This is a genomic window from Mesorhizobium sp. M1142 (genome assembly GCF_040318565.1).
Classification (GTDB): domain Bacteria; phylum Pseudomonadota; class Alphaproteobacteria; order Rhizobiales; family Rhizobiaceae; genus Mesorhizobium.
In genome coordinates this window covers 419,795-440,531 of sequence record NZ_JAMYMK010000001.1, presented here as the reverse complement: position 1 = coordinate 440,531, position 20,737 = coordinate 419,795, and the positions used below count along the sequence as shown (strand labels likewise).

22 protein-coding genes and 1 pseudogene are annotated in these 20,737 nt (G+C 62.3%); 17 read left to right on the top strand and 6 right to left on the bottom strand.

Going from position 1 to position 20,737, the window contains the following annotated elements; all coding sequences use genetic code 11:
* Nucleotides 1-161: 161 nt before the first annotated feature.
* The 5 genes from hslV (at nucleotide 162) to NKH42_RS02135 (ending at nucleotide 4,307) form a co-directional block, all read left to right on the top strand.
* A complete protein-coding gene (gene hslV, locus NKH42_RS02155; protein WP_254815927.1) occupies nucleotides 162-713 on the top strand; it encodes an ATP-dependent protease subunit HslV in 552 nt (183 codons plus the stop codon).
* Nucleotides 703-1,245: a GNAT family N-acetyltransferase gene (locus NKH42_RS02150; protein WP_352477085.1), complete on the top strand. Its 543-nt coding sequence runs from the start codon at nucleotides 703-705 to the stop codon at nucleotides 1,243-1,245. Before hslV ends, NKH42_RS02150 begins: the two co-directional genes overlap by 11 nt.
* A 4-nt stretch (nucleotides 1,246-1,249) precedes the next feature.
* Entirely contained in the window at nucleotides 1,250-1,846 is a 597-nt protein-coding gene (locus NKH42_RS02145; RefSeq protein WP_352505979.1) for a DUF2585 domain-containing protein, read from the top strand.
* Nucleotides 1,847-1,850: 4 nt separating this feature from the next.
* Entirely contained in the window at nucleotides 1,851-3,164 is a 1,314-nt protein-coding gene (hslU, locus tag NKH42_RS02140; protein WP_254815924.1) for an ATP-dependent protease ATPase subunit HslU, read from the top strand.
* Between the two features lie 183 nt (nucleotides 3,165-3,347).
* On the top strand, nucleotides 3,348-4,307 hold the full coding sequence (locus NKH42_RS02135) for a DUF1402 family protein (protein WP_352505980.1): 960 nt from the start codon (nucleotides 3,348-3,350) through the stop codon (nucleotides 4,305-4,307).
* Nucleotides 4,308-4,342: 35 nt separating this feature from the next.
* Here NKH42_RS02135 and NKH42_RS02130 read toward each other — a convergent pair whose 3' ends face one another.
* The 3 genes from NKH42_RS02130 to NKH42_RS02120 are packed head-to-tail and all read right to left on the bottom strand — an operon-like array spanning nucleotide 4,343 to nucleotide 7,059.
* On the bottom strand, nucleotides 4,343-5,572 hold the full coding sequence (locus NKH42_RS02130; protein WP_352686669.1) for an NAD(P)/FAD-dependent oxidoreductase: 1,230 nt from the start codon (nucleotides 5,570-5,572) through the stop codon (nucleotides 4,343-4,345).
* Between the two features lie 2 nt (nucleotides 5,573-5,574).
* Nucleotides 5,575-5,889 carry a MocE family 2Fe-2S type ferredoxin gene (locus NKH42_RS02125; RefSeq protein WP_352505981.1) on the bottom strand — a complete coding sequence of 105 codons (315 nt, stop codon included), beginning with the start codon at nucleotides 5,887-5,889 and terminating at the stop codon, nucleotides 5,575-5,577.
* 39 nt (nucleotides 5,890-5,928) lie between these two features.
* Nucleotides 5,929-7,059, bottom strand: a complete 1,131-nt coding sequence (locus NKH42_RS02120) for a fatty acid desaturase family protein (protein ID WP_502906404.1) — start codon at nucleotides 7,057-7,059, stop codon at nucleotides 5,929-5,931.
* A gap of 130 nt (nucleotides 7,060-7,189) precedes the next feature.
* Here NKH42_RS02120 and NKH42_RS02115 point away from each other — a divergent pair, with 130 nt between their 5' ends.
* The 9 genes and pseudogenes from NKH42_RS02115 to NKH42_RS02075 all read left to right on the top strand — a co-directional run bounded on the left by NKH42_RS02115 (nucleotide 7,190) and on the right by NKH42_RS02075 (nucleotide 15,257).
* Nucleotides 7,190-8,221: a LacI family DNA-binding transcriptional regulator gene (locus NKH42_RS02115; RefSeq protein WP_352751816.1), complete on the top strand. Its 1,032-nt coding sequence runs from the start codon at nucleotides 7,190-7,192 to the stop codon at nucleotides 8,219-8,221.
* Nucleotides 8,222-8,528: 307 nt separating this feature from the next.
* Complete coding sequence (locus tag NKH42_RS02110) at nucleotides 8,529-9,470, top strand: sugar ABC transporter substrate-binding protein (RefSeq protein ID WP_254815920.1); 942 nt, start codon at nucleotides 8,529-8,531, stop codon at nucleotides 9,468-9,470.
* Between the two features lie 95 nt (nucleotides 9,471-9,565).
* Nucleotides 9,566-10,642, top strand: coding sequence for an ABC transporter permease (locus tag NKH42_RS02105; RefSeq protein ID WP_292655972.1), 1,077 nt, complete (start codon nucleotides 9,566-9,568; stop codon nucleotides 10,640-10,642).
* A 2-nt stretch (nucleotides 10,643-10,644) separates the two neighbouring features.
* Nucleotides 10,645-11,412 (top strand): ATP-binding cassette domain-containing protein, encoded by a 768-nt coding sequence (locus NKH42_RS02100; RefSeq protein ID WP_254815918.1) that lies wholly within the window; start codon nucleotides 10,645-10,647, stop codon nucleotides 11,410-11,412.
* 65 nt (nucleotides 11,413-11,477) lie between these two features.
* Nucleotides 11,478-12,479, top strand: a complete 1,002-nt coding sequence (gene iolG / locus NKH42_RS02095) for an inositol 2-dehydrogenase (protein WP_352647757.1) — start codon at nucleotides 11,478-11,480, stop codon at nucleotides 12,477-12,479.
* A gap of 23 nt (nucleotides 12,480-12,502) precedes the next feature.
* A pseudogene (locus NKH42_RS02090) lies at nucleotides 12,503-13,296 on the top strand (SDR family oxidoreductase).
* A gap of 84 nt (nucleotides 13,297-13,380) precedes the next feature.
* Nucleotides 13,381-13,650: a type II toxin-antitoxin system Phd/YefM family antitoxin gene (locus NKH42_RS02085; protein ID WP_352686499.1), complete on the top strand. Its 270-nt coding sequence runs from the start codon at nucleotides 13,381-13,383 to the stop codon at nucleotides 13,648-13,650.
* Complete coding sequence (locus NKH42_RS02080) at nucleotides 13,650-13,892, top strand: hypothetical protein (protein ID WP_352686496.1); 243 nt, start codon at nucleotides 13,650-13,652, stop codon at nucleotides 13,890-13,892. Before NKH42_RS02085 ends, NKH42_RS02080 begins: the two co-directional genes overlap by 1 nt.
* Nucleotides 13,893-14,165: 273 nt before the next feature.
* Nucleotides 14,166-15,257, top strand: coding sequence for a 3-deoxy-7-phosphoheptulonate synthase (locus NKH42_RS02075; protein WP_352686493.1), 1,092 nt, complete (start codon nucleotides 14,166-14,168; stop codon nucleotides 15,255-15,257).
* Between the two features lie 48 nt (nucleotides 15,258-15,305).
* Here the strand turns inward: NKH42_RS02075 and NKH42_RS02070 are convergent, their stop codons facing one another.
* Entirely contained in the window at nucleotides 15,306-15,941 is a 636-nt protein-coding gene (locus NKH42_RS02070) for a LysE family translocator (protein ID WP_352736745.1), read from the bottom strand.
* 127 nt (nucleotides 15,942-16,068) lie between these two features.
* On the opposite strand from NKH42_RS02070, the gene NKH42_RS02065 reads away from it, so the two are divergent.
* Nucleotides 16,069-16,770: a helix-turn-helix transcriptional regulator gene (locus NKH42_RS02065; protein ID WP_352686487.1), complete on the top strand. Its 702-nt coding sequence runs from the start codon at nucleotides 16,069-16,071 to the stop codon at nucleotides 16,768-16,770.
* 34 nt (nucleotides 16,771-16,804) lie between these two features.
* On the opposite strand, the gene NKH42_RS02060 is transcribed toward NKH42_RS02065, so the two are convergent.
* Nucleotides 16,805-17,914 (bottom strand): Gfo/Idh/MocA family protein, encoded by a 1,110-nt coding sequence (locus tag NKH42_RS02060; protein WP_352736741.1) that lies wholly within the window; start codon nucleotides 17,912-17,914, stop codon nucleotides 16,805-16,807.
* Between the two features lie 153 nt (nucleotides 17,915-18,067).
* Between NKH42_RS02060 and NKH42_RS02055 the strand changes: the two genes are divergently transcribed.
* Nucleotides 18,068-18,913, top strand: a complete 846-nt coding sequence (locus tag NKH42_RS02055; RefSeq protein ID WP_352464792.1) for a MurR/RpiR family transcriptional regulator — start codon at nucleotides 18,068-18,070, stop codon at nucleotides 18,911-18,913.
* Here NKH42_RS02055 and NKH42_RS02050 read toward each other — a convergent pair.
* Nucleotides 18,910-19,800 (bottom strand): AraC family transcriptional regulator, encoded by an 891-nt coding sequence (locus NKH42_RS02050; RefSeq protein ID WP_352686663.1) that lies wholly within the window; start codon nucleotides 19,798-19,800, stop codon nucleotides 18,910-18,912. The two genes, NKH42_RS02055 and NKH42_RS02050, sit on opposite strands and share 4 nt — an antisense overlap.
* A gap of 136 nt (nucleotides 19,801-19,936) precedes the next feature.
* Here NKH42_RS02050 and NKH42_RS02045 point away from each other — a divergent pair, with 136 nt between their 5' ends.
* Nucleotides 19,937-20,665, top strand: coding sequence for an SDR family oxidoreductase (locus tag NKH42_RS02045; RefSeq protein WP_352686481.1), 729 nt, complete (start codon nucleotides 19,937-19,939; stop codon nucleotides 20,663-20,665).
* The last annotated feature ends 72 nt before the right edge of the window (nucleotides 20,666-20,737 follow it).

Genomic DNA, 20,737 nt, shown 5'->3' with positions numbered 1-20,737 from the left:
TAGCAGCATGATCCGGCGATTGCCAGTTACCGCTGCGGAGCACTATCCGGCCCGGCGGATGGCCGGTTTGCAATCGTCCGGCCTATGCATACATATGGCCGATCAAGTCACTCGTAACGCACCGATCGCCTCGATGGGATCGGTGCTTGTCGGAGCAGGAAATGTCGAATGAACTGACCATGCATGCCACGACCATCCTGACCGTGCGCAAGGGCGGCAAGGTGGTGATCGCCGGTGACGGCCAGGTCAGCCTCGGCCAGACGATCATGAAAGGCAACGCCAAGAAGGTGCGCCGCATCGGCAAGGGCGGCAACGTCATCGCCGGTTTCGCCGGCGCCACCGCCGATGCCTTCACTCTGCTGGAGCGGCTGGAAGCCAAACTCGAACAATATCCCGACCAGCTGACACGCGCCTGCGTCGAGCTTGCCAAGGACTGGCGCACCGACCGCTATTTGCGGCGGCTGGAAGCGATGATGCTGGTGGCCGACAAGTCGGTGTCGCTGGCGCTGACCGGCACCGGCGACGTGCTGGAGCCCGAATTTGGCGTCATGGCCATCGGTTCCGGCGGCAATTACGCGCTGGCAGCGGCACGCGCGCTGATGGACAGCGACAAGGGCGCAGAGGAGATCGCCCGCAAGGCGATGCAGATCGCGTCAGACATTTGCGTCTACACAAACAACAACTTCGTCGTCGAAACCCTCGATGCCGCCTGAGCGGAGCCTCCGCTATGGTTTTCGGCCGGTGACCCAGAGGGACCTGCCGATGATCGCCGGCTGGCTTGCCGAGCCGCATGTCGCCGAGTGGTGGGACGACCCAGAGACCGAGATTGCGGAGATCCGCGAGCATATCGACAGCATTTCGGTCGAGCCGCTAATTATCGAGCTGGACGGAAAGCCCATCGGCTATTTGCAGAGCTACGATCCGCATCTGGAGGACGGCCATCCCTATAGCGACCAGCCGTTCGGCACGCTCGGCATCGATCTGTCGATCGGCGTGCCGGAGCTTGTCGGGGTCGGCCACGGCTCCGCGATCGTCCGGCAGTTCGTCGAGCAGCTTTTCGAGGAAGGTACGCCGCGCGTCATCATCGACCCGGACCCCGCCAATGCACGGGCTATCCGTGCCTATGAAAAGGCCGGTTTCACGGCTATCGATCGCAGGAAGTCGGAATATGGCGATGCCGTGCTGATGGCGATTGATGCCCCAGAGGGTGATGCCGGACAGGGTGACGCAGAAGAGGGGCAATAGCAGCATGAGCGTATCCAGCGACAAAACCGTCTCGGCCTACGAAGACAGTTGGCGAATGGGGCTCCTGCTGGTTCTCGGCCTGGTTATCTTCCAGGCCGGGGTCCTCTATGGCATGGGGCGGACGCCGATCTGTACCTGCGGCTATGTCAAGCTGTGGCACGGCATCGTGCAAAGCTCGGAGAATTCCCAGCATATTTCCGACTGGTACAGCTTCTCGCACGTCATTCACGGCTTCCTGTTCTATGCGCTGGCGTGGTTCCTTTTCCCGCGCTCGCCGATCGGGCTCAGGCTGGCGTTTGCGGTCGTCATAGAGGGCGGCTGGGAGCTGCTCGAGAACAGCCCTTTCATCATCGACCGCTACCGCGCCGGCACGATCTCGCTCGACTATTATGGCGACAGCATCATCAATTCGGTGTCCGACACGCTGGCCATGGTGCTGGGGTTTGTCATGGCGCGAAGGCTTCCTATATGGGTGATCGTCACCCTCGCCCTCATCTTCGAATTCGGTGTCGGCTATCTCATCCGGGACAATCTGACACTCAACGTGATCATGCTGCTGCATCCGTTCGAGTCCATTCGGCAGTGGCAAAGTGGAATTTAGTGATATGAGCACCTTCTCTCCCCGCGAAATCGTTTCGGAACTCGACCGCTTCATCATCGGCCAGAAAGACGCCAAGCGTGCGGTGGCGATTGCCTTGCGCAACCGTTGGCGCCGCCAGCAGCTCGAGGGCCAGATGCGCGAAGAGGTGATGCCGAAAAACATCCTGATGATCGGCCCGACCGGTGTCGGCAAGACCGAGATTTCACGCCGCCTGGCACGCCTTGCCGGTGCGCCTTTCGTCAAGGTCGAAGCCACCAAGTTCACCGAGGTCGGTTATGTCGGCCGCGACGTCGAGCAGATCATCCGCGATCTGGTCGAGATCGCCATCGGGCTGGTGCGCGAGAAGATGCGCGAGGACGTCAAGGCGCGTGCCCACATCAACGCCGAGGAACGGGTGCTCGAAGCGCTCGTCGGCAAGACGGCGAGCCCGGCCACCCGCGACAGTTTCCGCAAGAAGCTGCGCGACGGCGAGCTCGACGACAAGGAGATCGAGATCGAAGTGGCCGATACCGGCAATGGCGGCATGCCTGGCTTCGAGATCCCCGGCATGCCGGGCGCCAATATCGGCGTGCTCAACATCAACGACATGCTGTCGAAGGCGATGGGCGGCAAGAAGACCAAGTTGCGCAAGACGACCGTCAAGGAGTCCTACGGGCTGTTGATCAGCGACGAGTCCGACAAGCTGCTCGATCAGGACGAAGTGGTGCGCCGGGCCCTCGAATCGACCGAGAATGACGGCATCGTCTTCCTTGACGAGATCGACAAGATCGCCTCGCGCGAAGGCGGCATCGGTGCCGGTGTTTCGCGTGAAGGTGTACAGCGCGACCTGCTGCCGCTGGTCGAAGGCACCACGGTTGCGACCAAATATGGACCGGTGAAGACCGACCATATCCTGTTCATCGCCTCGGGCGCGTTCCACGTCGCCAAGCCCTCCGACCTGCTGCCGGAATTGCAGGGCCGCCTGCCGATCCGCGTCGAGCTGCGGGCGCTGGAGAAGGACGATTTCGTCCGCATCCTTACCGAGACCGAAGCCAGCCTGATCAAGCAATATATCGCGCTGATGAAGACCGAAGGCGTCGACCTGGTCTTCACCGATGACGCGATCGATTCGTTGGCCGGCATCGCCGTCGACCTTAACGCCAGCGTCGAGAATATCGGCGCCAGGCGGCTGCAGACGGTGATGGAACGGGTACTGGACGACATCTCCTATGACGCGCCGGACCGTAACGGCACCTCGGTGACAATCGATGCCGCCTATGTCGAGAAGCATGTCGGCGACCTCTCCAGAAACACGGACTTGTCGCGTTTCATCTTGTAGGAGACTCTTGATTCTCTAAGAGGCCGGGGAATTACCCCCGGCCTCCGTCAAATTCGGCCCGGCATTCCGGAGGTGTGGCCAAATGGAAGCATCCGGCAAGCTTTCGTCCCGTCCGGTGCAGGCGTCTCTCGACTCCCGGTGGAGCATTACCTAGTTTGCCGCCGATTATTTGGGCGGCGGCGCATGAAAAAACTGATCCTCGTCATTTTGGGGCTGACGCTGGCGACAGCCATGTTCGCCGCGCAAGCGGAAACGATGGTGCCGCCGGGCAACCGCAACACCGAGCAGCCTGACATACCGGGCGCATCGAGCCGGCGCACCCAGGCGACCAACACCACCTTCCAGGCGAAATACCGCAAAGTCTTTGCGCTGCTCCAGAACGATGCCGAGTTGCGCGGCAAGATCAAGCAGGCAGCCGCGGCCTATGGCATCGACCCAATGCATATCGTCGGCGCCATCGTCGGCGAGCACACCTACAATGTCGATGCCTACGACCGGCTGCAGACCTACTACGTCAAGGCGATCTCGTATTTGTCGAGCAAGCTCTCCTTCGCCTATGACGGCGAGGACATCACCGATTTCGTGCAGCGGCCGCAATTCGCCAAATGCGCCGGGAAGTCCGATAGCTACGACCTATGGGAGTGCCGCGAGCAGGTGTGGAACCGGTCGTTCCGCGGCAAGACCGTCAACGGCGAGAGCTTCCCCAACGACCGCTTCGGTGCCACTTTCTTCCAACCTTATTATGCCGGCCAGACTTTTGGCCTTGGCCAGCTCAATCCGTTGACGGCGCTGGAAATGAGCGACCTCGTGCACAAGGTTTCCGGCCTGCCGGAACTCGACGTCGGCGACCCCAACGCGGTCTACAAGACCATCATGGATCCTGACCTGACACTGCCTTATGTCGCAGCAACGATCCGGAAATCGATCGACGCCTATAGAAGCATCGCCGGCTACGACATCTCAGGCAATCCCGGCCTCACGTCGACGCTCTACAATGTCGGCAACCCCGAACAGCGCGCCTATGCGCTGAAGGCCGAAAACGACAAGCGCCGCGCTGCGGGCGAGCCGGAAAAATTGCCTGAGGAAAATTACTATGGCTGGCTGATCAACGACAAGCTGCCGGAGCTGAAAGCGCTGTTTTAGCCGAACGCGTTCGGCCAACTATCCACGCCCTCAGCTCACGCCGCCAGCAGTGACTTCAGCTTGACCGTTTGCGAGCCTAGCGCTTCCGGCGCCGGCTTTGCCTGCTTTGCAATCAGCATCTCGGCCAGCCTTATGTCGCGGGCGACCGCGTTGCCGGGGCCGATGCCGCTTGCCGCAACCAGCCTGCCGTCCTCGGCCAGATGAAACAGGATGAAGGCGCCGTCGCCAACGTCGCGGCGAACGATGCTGCGGCCTTCGTCCGACAGGCCGGCGATCTGCAGGGTCAATCCGTACTGATCCGACCAGAACCAAGGCACCGCCGAATGCGCCTCGCCGGCGCCAAGCATGTTCCTTGCGGCGAGTGCGCCCTGCTCCTGCGCATTGCGCCAGGCTTCCAGCCGCACGCGCCGGCCGCCATAGATAGCGAGCGGAAACGAACAGCAATCGCCGGCTGCAAAGATATCCCGGTCGCTGGTGCGAAGCTCGGCGTCGACGGCGACACCATTGTCGATGGTCAGCCCCGCCTGCCCGGCAAGTCCGGTCACCGGCACGGCGCCGATGCCGATCACGGCAAGATCGGCGACAATGTCGTGTCCACCGGCAAGCGCGATGCGCACTTCGGCGCCGTCATCGGCAATGGCCGCGATGCCCTGGCCGCACAGGATTTTTACGCCTTCGGCTTCATGCGCCTGATGGATGACCTGCGCGATCTCGGCCGGCACGCCGCGCATCAGAATGCGCGGCTGCGCCTCGATGACGGTGACCGCGGCACCCAGCCTGCGCGCCGCCGCGGCGAGCTCGAGCCCGATGAAGCCGCCGCCGACTATGGCGATGCGATTGCCGGCGTTGAGATGGGCACGAATGGCCAGCGCGTCGTTGAAGGTTCGCAGGTAGACGCAGCGCCCGCCAAGGCCCGGCATAGGCAATTTGCGCGGCACAGACCCGGTCGCCAGCAGGAGCTTGTCGTAGGCCAGGGCGGAACCGTCTGACAGGCGCACGACATGCGCCGTGCGGTCGATCGCCACAGCCAGAACCGAATGGATATGCCGGATAGAGCGCTCGGCCAGGATCGCGTCGCTGGCGATCGCCTTGATCAGGGGCGCGTCGGCGACCATCGCGTCTTTCGACAGTGGTGGGCGCTCATAGGGAAGATGCGGCTCGTCGCCGACCAAGGTTATGGGGCCATCATAGCCGAGCTCGCGCAGCGCAAGGGCGGCGCGCCCGCCGCATTCGCCGGCGCCGATGACGACCATTCCCTTCGTCATCATCAACCGATCCGGACAAGGACTTTGCCGGCGCCGACTTTGACCGGATAGGTCCTTAGGTCGACGCAGACCGGCGCGCCCCTGGCAGCCCCTGTCTTGTAGTTGAAGCGGCCATTGTGCTTCGGGCACTCGATGATGTCGTCCATGACCAGCCCGTCGGCCAGATGCACCTTCTCATGCGTGCAAAGCCCGTCGGTGGCGAAATACTCGTCGTCGGGGCTGCGATAGATAGCAAAGGTGCGGCCGCCATGGTCGAAGCGCATCACGTCCTCTCCGTCGATGTCCTCGGCGTCACAGGCCTCGACCCAGTCGCTCATTTACGGTCCCTCGATTTTGGGTGCCTCGGCATAGGCTTATCATTCGGCAGCCACCGCAGCGGTAGCGTTGTCGTTGTGGAAGTGCTCGCGATAGGGCCTCGCCGTCGGCGGCAGTTCGCGCTTGATGAAATAATCCTCATTGCGCAGCTGGCGCAGGAAGGCCGGTATCATCTCGCGGTAGCCGGCCAGGATGGACGCTGTCGGCGCCGGCAGATCGTACTTGATCAGCTCATGCAGCCTGGGCAGCGCATGATAGGGCACCATTGGAAACATGTGATGCTCGACGTGGTAGTTCATGTTCCAGTAAATGAAGCGGCTTATCGGGTTCATGTAGACGGTGCGGCTGTTGAGCCGGTGATCGGTGACGTTTTCAGCCAGGCTGCCATGCTGCAGCAGGCCGACCATGACATGGTGCCACGCGCCGTAAAGCCTGGGCAGCCCGACCAGCATCAGCGGCAGGAACGAGCCCGTGTAGAGCGCCAGCACAATGGTCGCGGCATAGACTGTCGTCCAGATGCGGGCAATGCCAATTGCCTTCGGCTGCTCCTGCTCGGGAATGAAGGTTCTTTCGGCCGGGCTGACGATACCGGCTGCATTGCGCAGCATGTCGCTCATCGCATGCCAGGCGTCGAGAATGCCGACGAAGTTGAGCACGACGCGCAGCAGATCGGGCGGACGCATCACCGATATCTCAGGATCGCGGCCGACGATGATGGTATCGGTATGGTGGCGCGTATGGCTCCAGCGCCAGGTCACCGGATTGCGCATGATCATGAAGCAGGCGATCTGATAGACCACGTCGTTCATCCACTGCGTCCTGAAGGCGGTGCCGTGGCCGCATTCGTGCCAGCGTGAATCGGTGGAGGAACCGTAGAGGACGCCATAGGCGAAGAAGAACGGCACGCACCACCAGCTGCCCCAGAACCAGGCGGCGCCGGCTCCGCTCAGGATTAAGGCGCCGAGCCAGATGACCGTATCGCGGATCGCCGGGCCGTCGGAGCGCTGCATCAGCTCCTTCATCTGCTTGCGTGGCACGTCCGTGTGATACCACTCGGCCGCCGCTAGCCCGCTCTCGATGGCGAGCTTCGCGTCGCGGCCGATCAGGCTGTAGTCACGCCGGGACGCTGCTGTGGCGATCGTGTTCCCGGTTCGGAGTCCAATATCCACCATGGCGGAGGCCTCGATCATAGTCGGTCCCATTCAAATAACGCCGAAGCCTGATAGGCTCAATATCACAAAGATAGTTTCTATCATTTTACATCATAATGGTGTAAAAGCCGAACAATAGAGCGAGGCAGCGATGGCGAAACGGCCGACGATTACCGACCTGGCACGCATTTCGGGGGTCAGCGTTGCCACCGTCGACCGGGTGCTGAACAACCGGTTGCCGGTGCGCGAGGAAACCGCGCGCCGCGTCTATGAAGCGGCGACCAGCATTGGCTATCACGCAGCCGGGCTGATCAAGCAGCGAATGCGCCATGAATTGCCGGAGTATCGGCTCGGGTTCCTGCTGTTGCGGCGGGAGGACGTCTTCTACAGCGAATTTGCCCGCGAGCTTGAACTGGCGGTATCGCAGTCGCCGCGCTTTCGCGGCGTGGCGACCATCGACTTCGCCGGCTCGCTGGCGCCGGACGAGATCGTCGAGCGAATGCGCAAGCTGGCCGCCAAATCCAGGGCCGTCGCCCTGGTCGGGCCTGATCACCCGACGCTGACGGTCGCCGTCGAGGCTCTCAAAGCCAATGGCGTACCGGTGTTCTCCCTGCTTTCCGACTTTGCGTCCGGTATTCGCGAGGGCTATGTCGGCCTGGACAATCGCAAGGTCGGCCGCACCGCTGCCTGGATGATCTCGAAAGCTGCGAAGAGGCCTGGCAAGGTTGCCCTCTTCGTCGGCAGCCATCGCTTCCATGGCCATGAGCTTCGCGAGATCGGTTTTCGCTCCTTCTTTCGCGAGCAGGCGCCGGAATTCACTCTGCTCGAGACGTTGGTCAATCTGGAAGCGAACCAGATCACGCATGATGCAATGATCGACCTTCTAGCCCGCCACCCTGATCTCGTCGGCTGCTATGTCGCCGGTGGCGGCATGGAAGGCGCGATCTCGGCGCTCAGGGAGGCAAAGCCGGCAGAGGCGCCGGCGGTCGTCTGCAACGAGATCACGCCCGACTCCCGCTCGGCGCTGGCGGATAATTTCCTGACGATGGTGATCTCGACGCCACTGGCGGCGCTTTGCCGCGAGCTTGTCCGGCTGATGGCGCATGCCATCGAGACCGGCGCTGCGAATGCGCCGGGCCAGACCTTTCTGCCCTTCGACATCTATCTGCCGGAAAACATCTGACGTCGCGGGTCATTGTGACAGACATGATGTAATCTATCAGAATGCTTTCAGGCTTGGCTTGCCTGAGCGTCCGTCCAAAAGCGCTTGAAATGCCGAAAATCCATCCTTCATGGCGAAATCTCGCTTGACGCTCACGCGAAATGGAATAAATATTTCACCAACTGAGCATTTTGGTTCTTTCGTTCCGGAAGATCTGTTTCAGGCAAATGCCTCCGGAACTACATGGCAATCGGGAGAGAATTCCCTGCGAGATCGGGGATTCCGGGTAGATCGGTGCAGCCGGACACCAATGTGGAGGAGAAATAAAATGAAAAAACTGCTTTTGGGCGTCGCGTTCGCGGCGCTGATGAGTTCGTCCGCCTTCGCTGCCAAGATCGGCGTGTCGATGGCGTTGTTCGACGACAATTTTCTCACCGTGCTGCGCAACGGCATGATCGAGCAGGCCAAGGGCATGGACGGCGTCGAACTGCAGGTGGAGGATGCGCAGAACGACGTCGCCAAGCAACTCGACCAGATCAAGAACTTCGCCGCCTCGGGCGTCGACGCCATCATCGTCAACCCGGTCGACACCTCGGCTACCCAGGCGATGTCGGACGCAGCCGCCGCTGCCAAGATTCCACTGGTCTATGTCAATCGCGAGCCGGTCAACGTCGACACGCTGCCCGAAAACCAGGCCTTCGTCGCCTCGAACGAAGCCGATTCCGGCACGCTCGAGACCAAGGAGGTCTGCCGCCTGTTCAAGGAGGCCGGCAAGACCGAAGCCAACGTCTATGTGATCATGGGCGAACTGTCGAACCAGGCAGCAGTGCAGCGCACCAAGGACATTGACGATGTGATCGCCACGCCGGAGTGCAGCTTCATCAAGATCATCGATAAGCAGACGTCGAACTGGAAGCGCGAAGAAGCGCAGAACCTGATGACCAACTGGCTGTCGACCGGCAAGCCGTTCGACGGCGTCATCGCCAACAATGACGAAAGCGCCATCGGCGCCATCCAGGCGATGAAGGCCGCCAACATCGACATGAAGTCGGTTGTCGTCGGCGGCGTCGACGCTACCCAGGACGCGCTTGCGGCGATGCAGGCGGGCGATCTCGATGTGACGGTGTTCCAGGATGCGGCCGGCCAGGGCGCCGGCGCGCTTGACGCGGCGCTCAAGCTGGCGAAGGGCGAAAAGGTCGAGCACAAGGTCTACATCCCGTTCCAATTGGTCACGCCGGCGAATATCGACAAGTTCCTGAAGAAGAACTGAGGCAGCGGACCGGAGCGGCGCACCAGCGCCGCTCCTCCTTCTCTCTCGGCCTGAAGAGCGGCCGAAAGAGACCGTGGCTGACGGAGGAAGCACGATTGGCACAGACATCTCACGGCGTCGGCGGGCTCAGCTATGATGCGAAGCGGCGCGCATGGCCGGCCGAATTCAACGTCTTCCTGGCACTCGTCATCCTGGTCGGCGCTTTCGAGCTGATCGGCCGGGTCTTCCTGGGCGACAGCTTCCTGTTCAATACCCGCGACAATATCGATGCGATCTTCAACGAAGCGCGCCTGCAGATCATCATCCTGCAGGTGTCGATCGTCGGCATCATTGCCATCGGCGTGACGCAGGTGATCATTACCGGCGGCATCGACCTGTCCTCAGGTTCGATCGTCGGCGCCACCGCAATGATCGCCATGAGCTTCGCCCAGGTGGCGACCGTCAACGGCAACCCGAACCCCAAGGCAATGTTCATCGCCCAGGGCTGGACCGACCTGCCGGTGATCGTGCCGGTGCTGGTCGCGATCGGCTGCGGACTGCTGGCCGGCCTGGTCAACGGTGCATTGATCGCCTACACCCGCATTCCGCCGTTCATCGCCACGCTCGGCATGATGGTGACCGCGCGCGGCATCGCCAAATGGTGGTCGAAGGGACAGCCGATCTCGTTTCCGACCGAGAGTTTCGCCGCCATCGGCAAGGGGCTGATGCCGGTCATCATCTTCATATCGCTCGCGGTGCTGTTTCAGCTGATCCTAAGCTACACCAAATATGGCAAGCACTGCTATGCAATCGGCTCCAATGAGGACGCCGCGCGCATGTCCGGCATCAACATCGCCAACCACAAGATCCTCGTCTATGTCATTGCCGGCGTCCTCGCCGCGCTCGCCGCCGTGGTGCTGAGCTCGAAGAATCTCACCGCCCAGGCCGGCATGGGTGTGATGTACGAGCTCGACGCGATCGCCATGGCGGTTATCGGCGGCGTCTCGCTGTCGGGCGGCCGCGGCTCGATTATTGGGACGGTGATCGGCTCGCTGATCTTCGGCGTCATCATCTCCGGCTTCACCTTTCTGCGCCTCGACGCCTATTATCAGGAGATGGTCAAAGGCGTGATCATCGTCGGCGCAGTCGTTCTCGACCAGTGGCGCCAGCGCCTGCGGGCAATGAGGGCTTGACCATGTCGGACATCGTCCTGAAGACGGAAAACCTGACCAAGTATTATGGCGGCGTCCATGCGCTGGAGGGTGCCAACTTCGAGCTGCGCAAGGGCGAGCATGTCGCTATCATGGGCGACAACGGCGCTGGCAAATCGACCTTCGTGCGCCAGATCACCGGCGTCGAGCAGCGCACCAGCGGCAGGATGTGGTTCGACGGCAAGGAAGTGAATTTTGCCGGCCCGATCGAAGCCCGCGAGGCGGGCATCGAGACGGTGTTCCAGAACCTGGCGCTCGCCGACGATCTCGACGTGCCCTCGAACCTGTTCCTCGGCCGCGAGCGGGTGCTGTTCAATCTAGGACCCTTCTCGATCCTCGATCGCAAGTTCATGCGCAAGGCGACCGAGGCAGCCTTGGTCCGCACGGCGGTCAAGATCCCCAATCTTTCCAACACCATCCGCCATATGTCGGGCGGCCAGCGCCAGTGCGTGGCAATTGCCAGAACCGCGACCTTTGCTTCCAAACTCATCATCATGGATGAGCCGACGGCGGCACTCGGCGTGCAAGAGACGATGCAGGTCGAAAACATCATCCGCACGCTGAAGGAAAATGGCGAACCGCTGATCCTGATCTCTCACAACATGCGCCAGGTGTTCGACCTGGTCGACCGCATCGTCGTTTTCCGGCGCGGCCGCATCGTCGCCAATTTGCGCAAGCAAGACACCGACGGCAACGATATCGTCTCCTACATCACCGGTGCCAAGACCGGGCAGGCGGAGCTTGCGGCGTAACGGCAACGAGGCCACCGGCGCTGACACGCCTTCCCTTCCCAACCATCCTCAAAGGAAAATTCTTCATGCCTCTTCGCTTTGCTCTTCTCGGTGCGGGCCGTATCGGCAAGGTCCATGCTCGCGCCGTTGGTTCCAATCCGCAGGCCAGGCTGGTTGCAGTTGCCGACGCCTTCGAGAAGGCGGCGACCGATCTGGCCTCTGCCTATGGCGCCGAAGTGCGCAGCATCGATGCCATCGAGAAGGCCGGCGATATCGATGCGGTCGTCATCTGCACGCCGACCGACACCCATGCCGATCTGATCGAACGCTTCGCCAAAGCGGGTAAAGCGATTTTCTGCGAAAAGCCGATCGACCTCGACGCCGCCAGGGTGGAACGTTGCCTGGCCGTCGTCGACAAGGCCGGCGCCACCCTGATGGTCGGCTTCAACCGCCGCTTCGATCCGCATTTTGCCGCCGTGCGCAAGGCGATCGACGACGGCGCCATCGGCACCGTCGAAATGGTGACGATCACCTCGCGCGATCCCGGCCCGCCGCCGCTCGACTATATCGGCCGCTCGGGCGGCATCTTCCGCGACATGACCATTCATGATTTCGACATGGCGCGCTTCCTGCTCGGCGAGGAGCCGGTGGCGGTCAGCGCGCACGCTTCGGTGCTGGTCGACAAAAAGATCGGCGAAGCCGGCGACTTCGACAGCGTCAGCGTCATTCTCGAAACCGCCTCCGGCAAGCAATGCGTCATCTCCAACTCGCGCCGCGCCACCTATGGCTACGACCAGCGCATCGAGGTGCATGGCTCGAAAGGCATGATCGCGGCCGAAAACCAGCGGCCGGTGTCGATCGAACTGGCCAACGAGAAAGGTTATACGCGGCCGCCGCTGCACGATTTCTTCATGACCCGTTATCTCGACGCCTATGCCAACGAGATCGCCGCCTTCATCGCGGCAGCGACGTCGGGCAAGAAGGCGGTGCCGAGCGGCAGGGATGGCCTGGTGGCGCTCAGGCTGGCAGATGCGGCGCTGAAATCGGCCAAGGAAGGCAAGACCGTCCGCCTCGACAAAACAATCTGACTATCAAGCACAGGAGCAAGGCGATGAACGGTTCAGCCGGTCGCAATTCCGAAACACGCGCCATCGTCACCGGCGGCGCGCAAGGCATCGGCTTCGCCGTGGCCGAAGCGCTGGCCGACGAGGGTTGCCGGGCGTTGGCGCTGATCGGCCGCTCGCAGGAGAAGGGCGACAAGGCTGTCGCCGTTCTCAAGCGGGCAGGCGTCGATGCCATCTTCATCAGCGCCGACGTCTCAAAAGTGGCCGACTGCAAGCGTGCCGTCGAGATGGCGATTGGCCATTTCGGTACCGTCAACGCACTGGTCAACGCCGCTGCCACCTCGGCTCGCGGCTCGCTGGTCGAGACCTCCGAGGATCTCTTCGACCAGATATTCCAGACCAATGTCCGCGGCCCGTTTTTCCTGATGCAGGGCGTGGTGGCGCATTTGCTGGCGCGCAAGGCACCGGGCTCGATCGTCAACGTGCTGTCGATGTCGGCGCATTGCGGCCAGTCGTTCCTGGCACCCTATTCGTCGAGCAAGGGTGCGCTGGCGACACTGACCAAGAATGTCGCCAATGCCTATCGCGGCAATCGCATCCGCTGCAATGCGGTGCTGCCCGGCTGGATGGACACCGAGGGCGAAGCGATCGTGCAGAAAAAAGGCACGACGCGCCGGACGACTGGCTGGAACGGGCCGAGGCCGCGCAGCCGATGGGTCAATTGGTGAAACCGGCACAGCTTGCCAGGTTGATCAGCTATATGATCAGCCCGCAGTCCGGCGTCATGACCGGATCGCTGGTCGACTACGACCAGAGCATCGCGGGGGCGTCGCCGGAGTAAGGCCAGCTGAGTGGCCCTGCGTCTGTTGCGTCGGCATCGCCATTCCCGCATAGTCAACGTAGTCGGACTAGTCACGGGATTAAGATGCCGCCTGCACCTAAGAATACCAATTGGACGGTCGCCGGGGCAAAAGCCCGGCTCTCAGAGGTCATCGAGCGCGCGCAGTCGGCGCCGCAGACGATCACCAGAAACGGCAAACCGATCGTGGTTGTCGTCTCGGCCGAGGAATGGCAGCGCAAGACCGCACGCAAGGGTACGCTTGCGGAGTTCCTGTTGGACTCCCCGCTGCGCGGCGCCGATCTCAACCTTGGGCGTCAGCGTGACGAACCGCTGGGGCGGCAAGAGCACGTCTGATGCATCCCTATTGGATCAAGGTAAGCGGCCACCTCGGGGTTGGCGTCACCGCGCAATCGAAAGCCGACGCGCTACAACTCTTTTCGCTTGCCTTTGGGTCTGCCGAGAATGTTGTCGGCATCGAGATCATCAAGGACATGAATGATCTTGACCAGAATCACGTCATACCCAATCTGGGCGTGGCCAACTGGTTTCGGCGTGGCATCTGGTTTCCCCAAGGCCAGGAGCACATTTCAAACTGAGACACTGCTTCGCCTCATCACCCACGTGACAAGCGCCCCGGCATCGATTATATGAACCGCATGATCAACCTGACCGCCACCTATTGGTACTTTAGCAGCTCGCTGGCGGCGGGAGGATTGCGCTCGATCTGAAGATTGCAGCATCAAAAATCCGAACAGCCGCCAGACCTGGCGGCTTTTTTGTTTGCCGGCAGGTCTCCTAAAGCATGATCCCGAAAAGTGGCATCCGGTTTTCGGAAAAGATCATGCTCCAACAGACAGGAGCAGAAAGCCGTGTTGACGACCACAGACGATCTTCGGGTCAAAGAGATAAGGGAATTGAGCGCGCCGGACGAGGTGATGCGGGAGATACCGCGCACGCTGACGGCGACGCGCACCGTTGCCGCATCACGCAACGCGATCCACGCCGTGCTGACCGGCGCCGACGACCGGCTGGTGGTTGTCGTCGGCCCCTGTTCGATCCACGACCCGGCCGCTGCCGTAGACTATGCCAGTCGTCTGGCGACGCTGCGCGAAAGCCTGTCGGACCGGCTGGAGATCGTCATGCGGGTGTATTTCGAGAAGCCGCGCACGACGGTCGGTTGGAAAGGCCTGATCAACGATCCCGATCTCGACGGCAGCTTCAACATCGACAAGGGGTTGCGGATGGCCCGCAACGTGCTCTCCGCGGTCAACAATCTCGGCCTTCCGGCGGCCACCGAATTCCTCGACATGGCCACCCCGCAATATATTGCCGACCTCGTCGCCTGGGGAGCGATCGGCGCGCGCACGACCGAGAGCCAGATCCATCGCGAACTGGCGTCAGGCCTGTCCTGCCCGGTCGGCTTCAAGAACGGCACCGACGGCAATTTGCGGATCGCCGCCGAAGCCGTGAAATCCGCCGCCCAGCCGCATCATTTCATGGCGGTGACGAAAGGTGGGCGCAGCGCCATCGCTACGACCACCGGCAACGAGGACTGCCACGTCATCCTGCGCGGCGGTATTGTGCCTAATTATGACGCGGCCAGCATTGCTGCTGCCTGCGCGGAACTCGGCCGGATCGGCGTGGCGCCGCGGCTGATGATCGATGTCAGCCACGCCAACAGCAGCAAGAAGCCGGAAAACCAGCCAGGGGTGGCAGCCGAGGTGGCGGGCCAGGTCGCGGCGGGCGACGAGCGCATCATCGGCGTTATGATCGAGAGCAACCTTGTCGCCGGCCGGCAGGATGTCGTGCCCGGCAGGCCGCTCGTCTATGGCCAGAGCATCACCGATGGCTGCATCGACTGGGCAACCACCGAGACGGTGCTTTACGGCCTTGCCGACGCGGTCGAGCGGCGCCGGTCGGTGCGCCGCGCCATGATATCAAGCCGTCCGGGAGCCGCCTGACCCGGCCGGCGCCGCTGCCATGGACGTTGCGCCCTTCGGGCGCGGAATTCACGCCGCCTTCAAGCCTTCCCAGACGGTGAGCGCCGAAACCGCAACGAGAAGCAGTCCGGCCGCCCGGCCGGCAAGAGCGGTTGCCCTTGGATTGGCGACCAGCAGATCGCGGCTGCGACCGGCGGTAATTGCGAGTCCGCCATAGACAGCGAACTGCGTGGCGATCGTCATGAGCCCCATGATGATCGCCTGCATCCAGATCGGGCCGTAATCCGGCCTCAGAAACTGCGGATAGACGGCAAGAACAAAGAGATAGGCCTTTGGATTGATCAGGCAGGTCATGATCCCCTGGCGAAAGGCCTTCCATGCGGAGCGGCTGGCGGCAGGGCCGTCATGGCTGACGGTGATGGAGCTGCGCATCAGCGTGATGCCGATAAAGGCCATGTAGGCGGCGCCGGCAATCAGCAGCGGATTGAAGAGGATCGGCAAGAAATGCATGAGCAGGCCGACGCCGAGCGCGCCGTTCAGCGTATGCACCACGCCGCCCAGCATGATGCCGCCGGTCGCCGCAAGCCCTCTGCTGCTGCCGCCGGTCAGCGCATTGGCAAGCACGAAAAGCATGTCCATGCCGGGCACGATGATGATGCCGACAAGGAGGAGAAAAAAGAGCCAGAGGTTTGCCGCGTAGTCCATGTCAGTTGCCTGTCGCCTCATGCAGGCGAGCTGCAGAGGAACTTGTTGATTTTCAATCCGATAGGCGATCCTATAGGTCAGTCCAACTGACGAGGTGTTGTCAGTTGCCTTCGGGCCGAGTGAGGGAATGCGCAAGGCGTCGCGTCTGTTCGAGATCATCCAGATCCTGCGGCTGGCGAGGAGACCGGTGACGGCGGCAATGATCGCCGAGCGGCTGGAGGTGACGGTGCGCTCGGTCTATCGTGACATTGCCGCGCTGCAGGCGATGCGCGTGCCGATCGAGGGCGGGCGCGGCATCGGCTACATACTGCGTCCTGGCTTCGACTTGCCCCCGTTGATGTTTTCGATCGAGGAGATGGAGGCGATCGTACTGTCTCTCGCGCTGCTCGAACGCACGGGCGACAGCGAGCTCAAGCAGGCGGCCAAGCGCGTCAGCGCCAAGATCGCCGGCGCGGTGCCGCCGCCTTTGCGCCAAACGCTCGACGCCAATCAGTTGCATGCATGGGGTTTTGCCGCGCCATCGGCCTCCGCGGTCGATCTGGCGTTGGTGCGCCGTGCCATCCGCGACGAGGCCAAGCTGGACCTTTCCTACCGCGACGAACTGGGCCGAGCCACCGACCGCATCATCTGTCCGATCGCCCTCATCTACTACTCCGAAACCGCCAACATCGTTGCCTGGTGCGAGCTGCGCCAGGCAATCCGCAATTTCCGCAGCGACCGGATCGAGGATTGCCAGGCGACGGGACTATGGTTCAAGGGTGAAGGCGACGGTTTGCGGCAGGTCTGGGTGAACGGGTGGGAAACGGACACCTCAGCCGCAGGCGGCTGAAGCGGCCACTGTGAATCGGATGCCGGGGGAGGGGCTACCTCACGTCCTCCCAGCGGCTCTCACTGAACGACCTGGCCATCGCGTGCACGGTGCGCTCGATCTCCAGGCCTTCGTCGAAGTCGATGATGCGCGCCGGCTTGCCGGCCAGCCGCGTCAAAAGTTCCCTGCATTCGATGATCTTGAGGTCGTTGAAGCCAAGCCCGTGGCCGGGTGCCGGCAGGAAGGCGTCGTAGGGCTTGTGGTGCGGCGCTACCAGGATGGTGCGATAGCCTTGCTCGGTCGGCCGGTCGGCTGTCAGATAGAGCTGGAACTCATTCATCCGCTCCTGATCGTACAGGATCGAGCCCTTCGAGCCAAAAATCTGAATGGCGATCCGGCCTTTGCGGCCCCAGGCCGAACGGTTGACCAGCAGCGTGCCGGCGATGCCGTTTTCGAGATGCATCAGGATGCTGGCGATGTCGTAGGTTTCGACCGCGCGGCGCCCGCCAGAGGCGACGCGGCGTTCGGCATAGGGTTTGGCCATGTCGCACATGACGCGGGCAACGCGGCCGAACAGCACGGCGATGAGCGAAAGCGGATGCACGGCGAAATCGTCGAGCGCGCCGTAACCGGACGCCGCCTCGTGCTTCCAGAAGAACAGCGCTTCCGGATCGGCCATGAAGTCCTCGTCCATCTCGATGCGCAGATGGTTGACCTCGCCGATGATCTTCTCGTCGAGCAGCGCGCCGATATGGCGGATTGCGGGGTTCTGGATGTAGTTATAGCCGAGCGCGGCGACTTTGCCGGACTTTTGGGCTGCCGCAGCCATTGCTTGCGCCTCCGCAAAACTCGGCGCCATCGGTTTTTCACACCACAGATGCTTCCCGGCTTCGAGGATGGCGATGGCCATTTCCGGGTGGAACTGGTTCGGCGTGGTCAGCGAGATGACATCGACGTCGGGATCGTCGACCACCGCGCGCCAGTCACCGGACGCCTTGGCGAAGCCGAATTCGCTGGCACGGCGTTTGGCAAGGTCCTCGTTGACCTCGCCCAGATGAACCAGCCTTGGCTTGGCCACATCGGGAAAGACGGTGCCGACCGCGTTCCAGGCAATGGCGTGGCACTTGCCCATGAAGCCCGTGCCGATAAGACCTACCCCGACCATCCGCTTGCCTCCCTGTGTGCAAAGTTTGTGTGGATGAATTAGTCCATTTTGTCTGCAGATGGAACGCTTGTCTCATTTTTTATGGTGTTCTTGCACAGGCCCGCTATGATGGGGCACAGAGGGAACCAGACGATGAGCCTGGGCGGAGCGACGATGGACGAACGGGTGCCGCGCGATTTCGAGACGCTGCGGGCGACGATCCTGGAGCGGCGCCAGAGCCTGCCGAAACGTATCGCCCAGATCGCCGCCTATGCGCTCGACAACCCAGACGATATCGCCTTCGGCACCGCCGCCAGCATCGCCGCTTCCGCCGGTGTCCAGCCTTCGACCCTGATCCGCTTTGCCCAGCAGCTTGGTTTTGATGGTTTCACCAGCCTGCAGTTGGTGTTTCGCGAGCGTCTGCGCGAGCGCAACTCGTCCTATGATGAAAGGCTGGCGGCATTGCGCGCCAAGGCCGAGGAAGGCGCCGGCCACCGCGCGATTTTCGATGGTTTTGTTGCCGCAGCCAGCACCTCGCTCAACGACATTTCGCGCACGCTGAATGAAGACCATTTCGAAGATGCTATCGCCGTGCTGGCCAAGGCCGAAACCATTTACGTGCTGGCCAAGCGGCGCTCCTACCCGGTCGCCTCCTACATCGCCTACGCATTGGGCAAGCTCAAGATCCGCAACCAGCTGATCGAATCGGCCGCCGGCCTCAATGCGGAGATGATCGGCTTTGCCTCTCCAAGGGACGCCGTCATCGCCATAAGCTTTTCACCCTATGCCCCGGCCACCATCGAGGAGGCGCGCGTCATTTCGGAACAAGGCGTGCCGATCGTGGCGATTACCGACTCCTCCTTTTCGCCGCTCGCCCAGTTCGCCAGGGTCTGGTTCGAGGTCGCCGAGGCCGATTTCGCCGGCTTCCGCTCGCTGTCGGCGACGATGGCCTTGGCCATGGCGCTGACTGTCGCCGTCGGCGAGAAGCGGCGCGACAGCGGCAGGAAGCGCAAGCCTTAGAGCACCTCTATTGCCGTTTCGCCTCCTGCCAAAAGCCGCGCTGCGTCGCGGGCAGGCGGCGATCCGAACTGGCGGGCATACTCCCGGCTGAACTGGGAAGCACTCTCATAGCCGACAGCGAAGGCGACACGCGCCACGTTGCCCGGCTGGGCAATCAGCAGATGGCGGGCTTCCAGCAAGCGGATTTGCTTTTGATACTGGATTGGGCTCATGGCCGTCGCCGCCTTGAAGTGACGATAGAACGCAGCACTACTCATATGGGCGATTTCGGCCAGATCCCCGACCCGGACCGGCTGATGGGGATGCGAGCGGATCCAGGCGATCGCCTGGCCAATCCGGGACAGATGGCCGTCGGCGCGCGCAAGTTCACGAAGCTTTCCGCCTTGCGGGCCTTGCAGGAGCCGAAACAGCATCTCCCGCTCGAGCATGGCCGCAAGCACGGGAATCTCCGCTGGCCGGTCAAGCAGCCGCAGCATTCGACGCAACGCGTCGAGCAGGTCGTCATCAACGGGAGAGGTGGAGAACCTGTCGCCGCCGAGGACCGGCCCGTGCTCAACGAGGAGCGCGGCGACAGCCTGCAGGTCAAGGGTCAAGCCAATGGCCAGATAAGGACGTGCGGCGCTCGCTTCGACTATCTGGCTGATGCTGGGCGTCTCGACAGTGTAGATGAAATAGCTGGCCGGGTCGTAACGAAGAGCCCGGTCGCCGATCAGAACCGTCTTCGCGCCCTGCAATACGAATAAGACCCCCGACCCCCACACACCCGGCAATGGCGCCGTCGCGACTTCGCTGCGGCCGATCGAAACGCGGGGAATTGCCGTTCTTATTCTTCGCCCGCGCGCATGGCGGCCGGCGATTTCGATCAACTCCTGCAGCGCCTCGCTCATTGCGCCAGCATCGCGCATTCGCACCGGCCGCGCAACAGCGTGAGGGGATTAGGCAAGAGCTGGAGAGTTTCCGGCGCGCGGCGCCCGCTGCCTCGCGCCATTTGTGGGTCTTCGACAGCAAACATGGAGACACGACATGACGACATCGAAAACTGCGCTGGTGACCGGCGCCAACAAGGGTATAGGCCGTGAAATCGCCCGGCGAATGGCGACCATGGGCTTCAAGGTCTGGCTCGGAGCCAGGAGCGCCGAACGCGGCATGGCGGCGGCGCAGGCATTGCGTGCCGAAGGCCACGACGTAGAGTGGCTTGAGCTGGACGTCACGAGGGATGACAGTGTGAAGGCGGCAGCCGAGGCGTTCGGGCAGGCCAGCCGCCGCCTTGACGTGCTGGTGAACAACGCCGGCGTCGCCATCAACTACGACCTGCCGCCGGGCCAGCAGCGGATCGCCGATATCCAGGCCACCTACGACGTCAATGTCTTCGGCCCGATCCGCGTGACCCAGGCATTCCTGCCGCTGCTGCTGGCAGCACCTGCTGCCCGGATCGTGATGGTGAGCAGCTCCACCGGCTCCATCGGCAGGGCGCTGGATCCCGCCACCGCGAACCACGCCATCAATATGATGAGCTACGGCAGCTCCAAGACAGCGTTAAACGCCATCACGGTGGCCTTCGCCAAGGAGCTCGCACCGCAAGGCATCAAGGTCAACGCCGCCGCGCCTGGTTACACTGCCACCGATCTCAACGGCTATAAAGGTCACCGCACGGTGCAGCAGGCGGCCGAGATCGTCATTCACCTGGCGACCTTGGACGCCGATGGCCCGACCGCGGGGTACTTCAACGATGATGGCCCACTTCCTTGGTAAATCAGCTGGTCTCAGGGGTAGACACTTGACGTTCGTCTGACTTCAAAATTTCTGAACGCGCGAGCCTTGCAC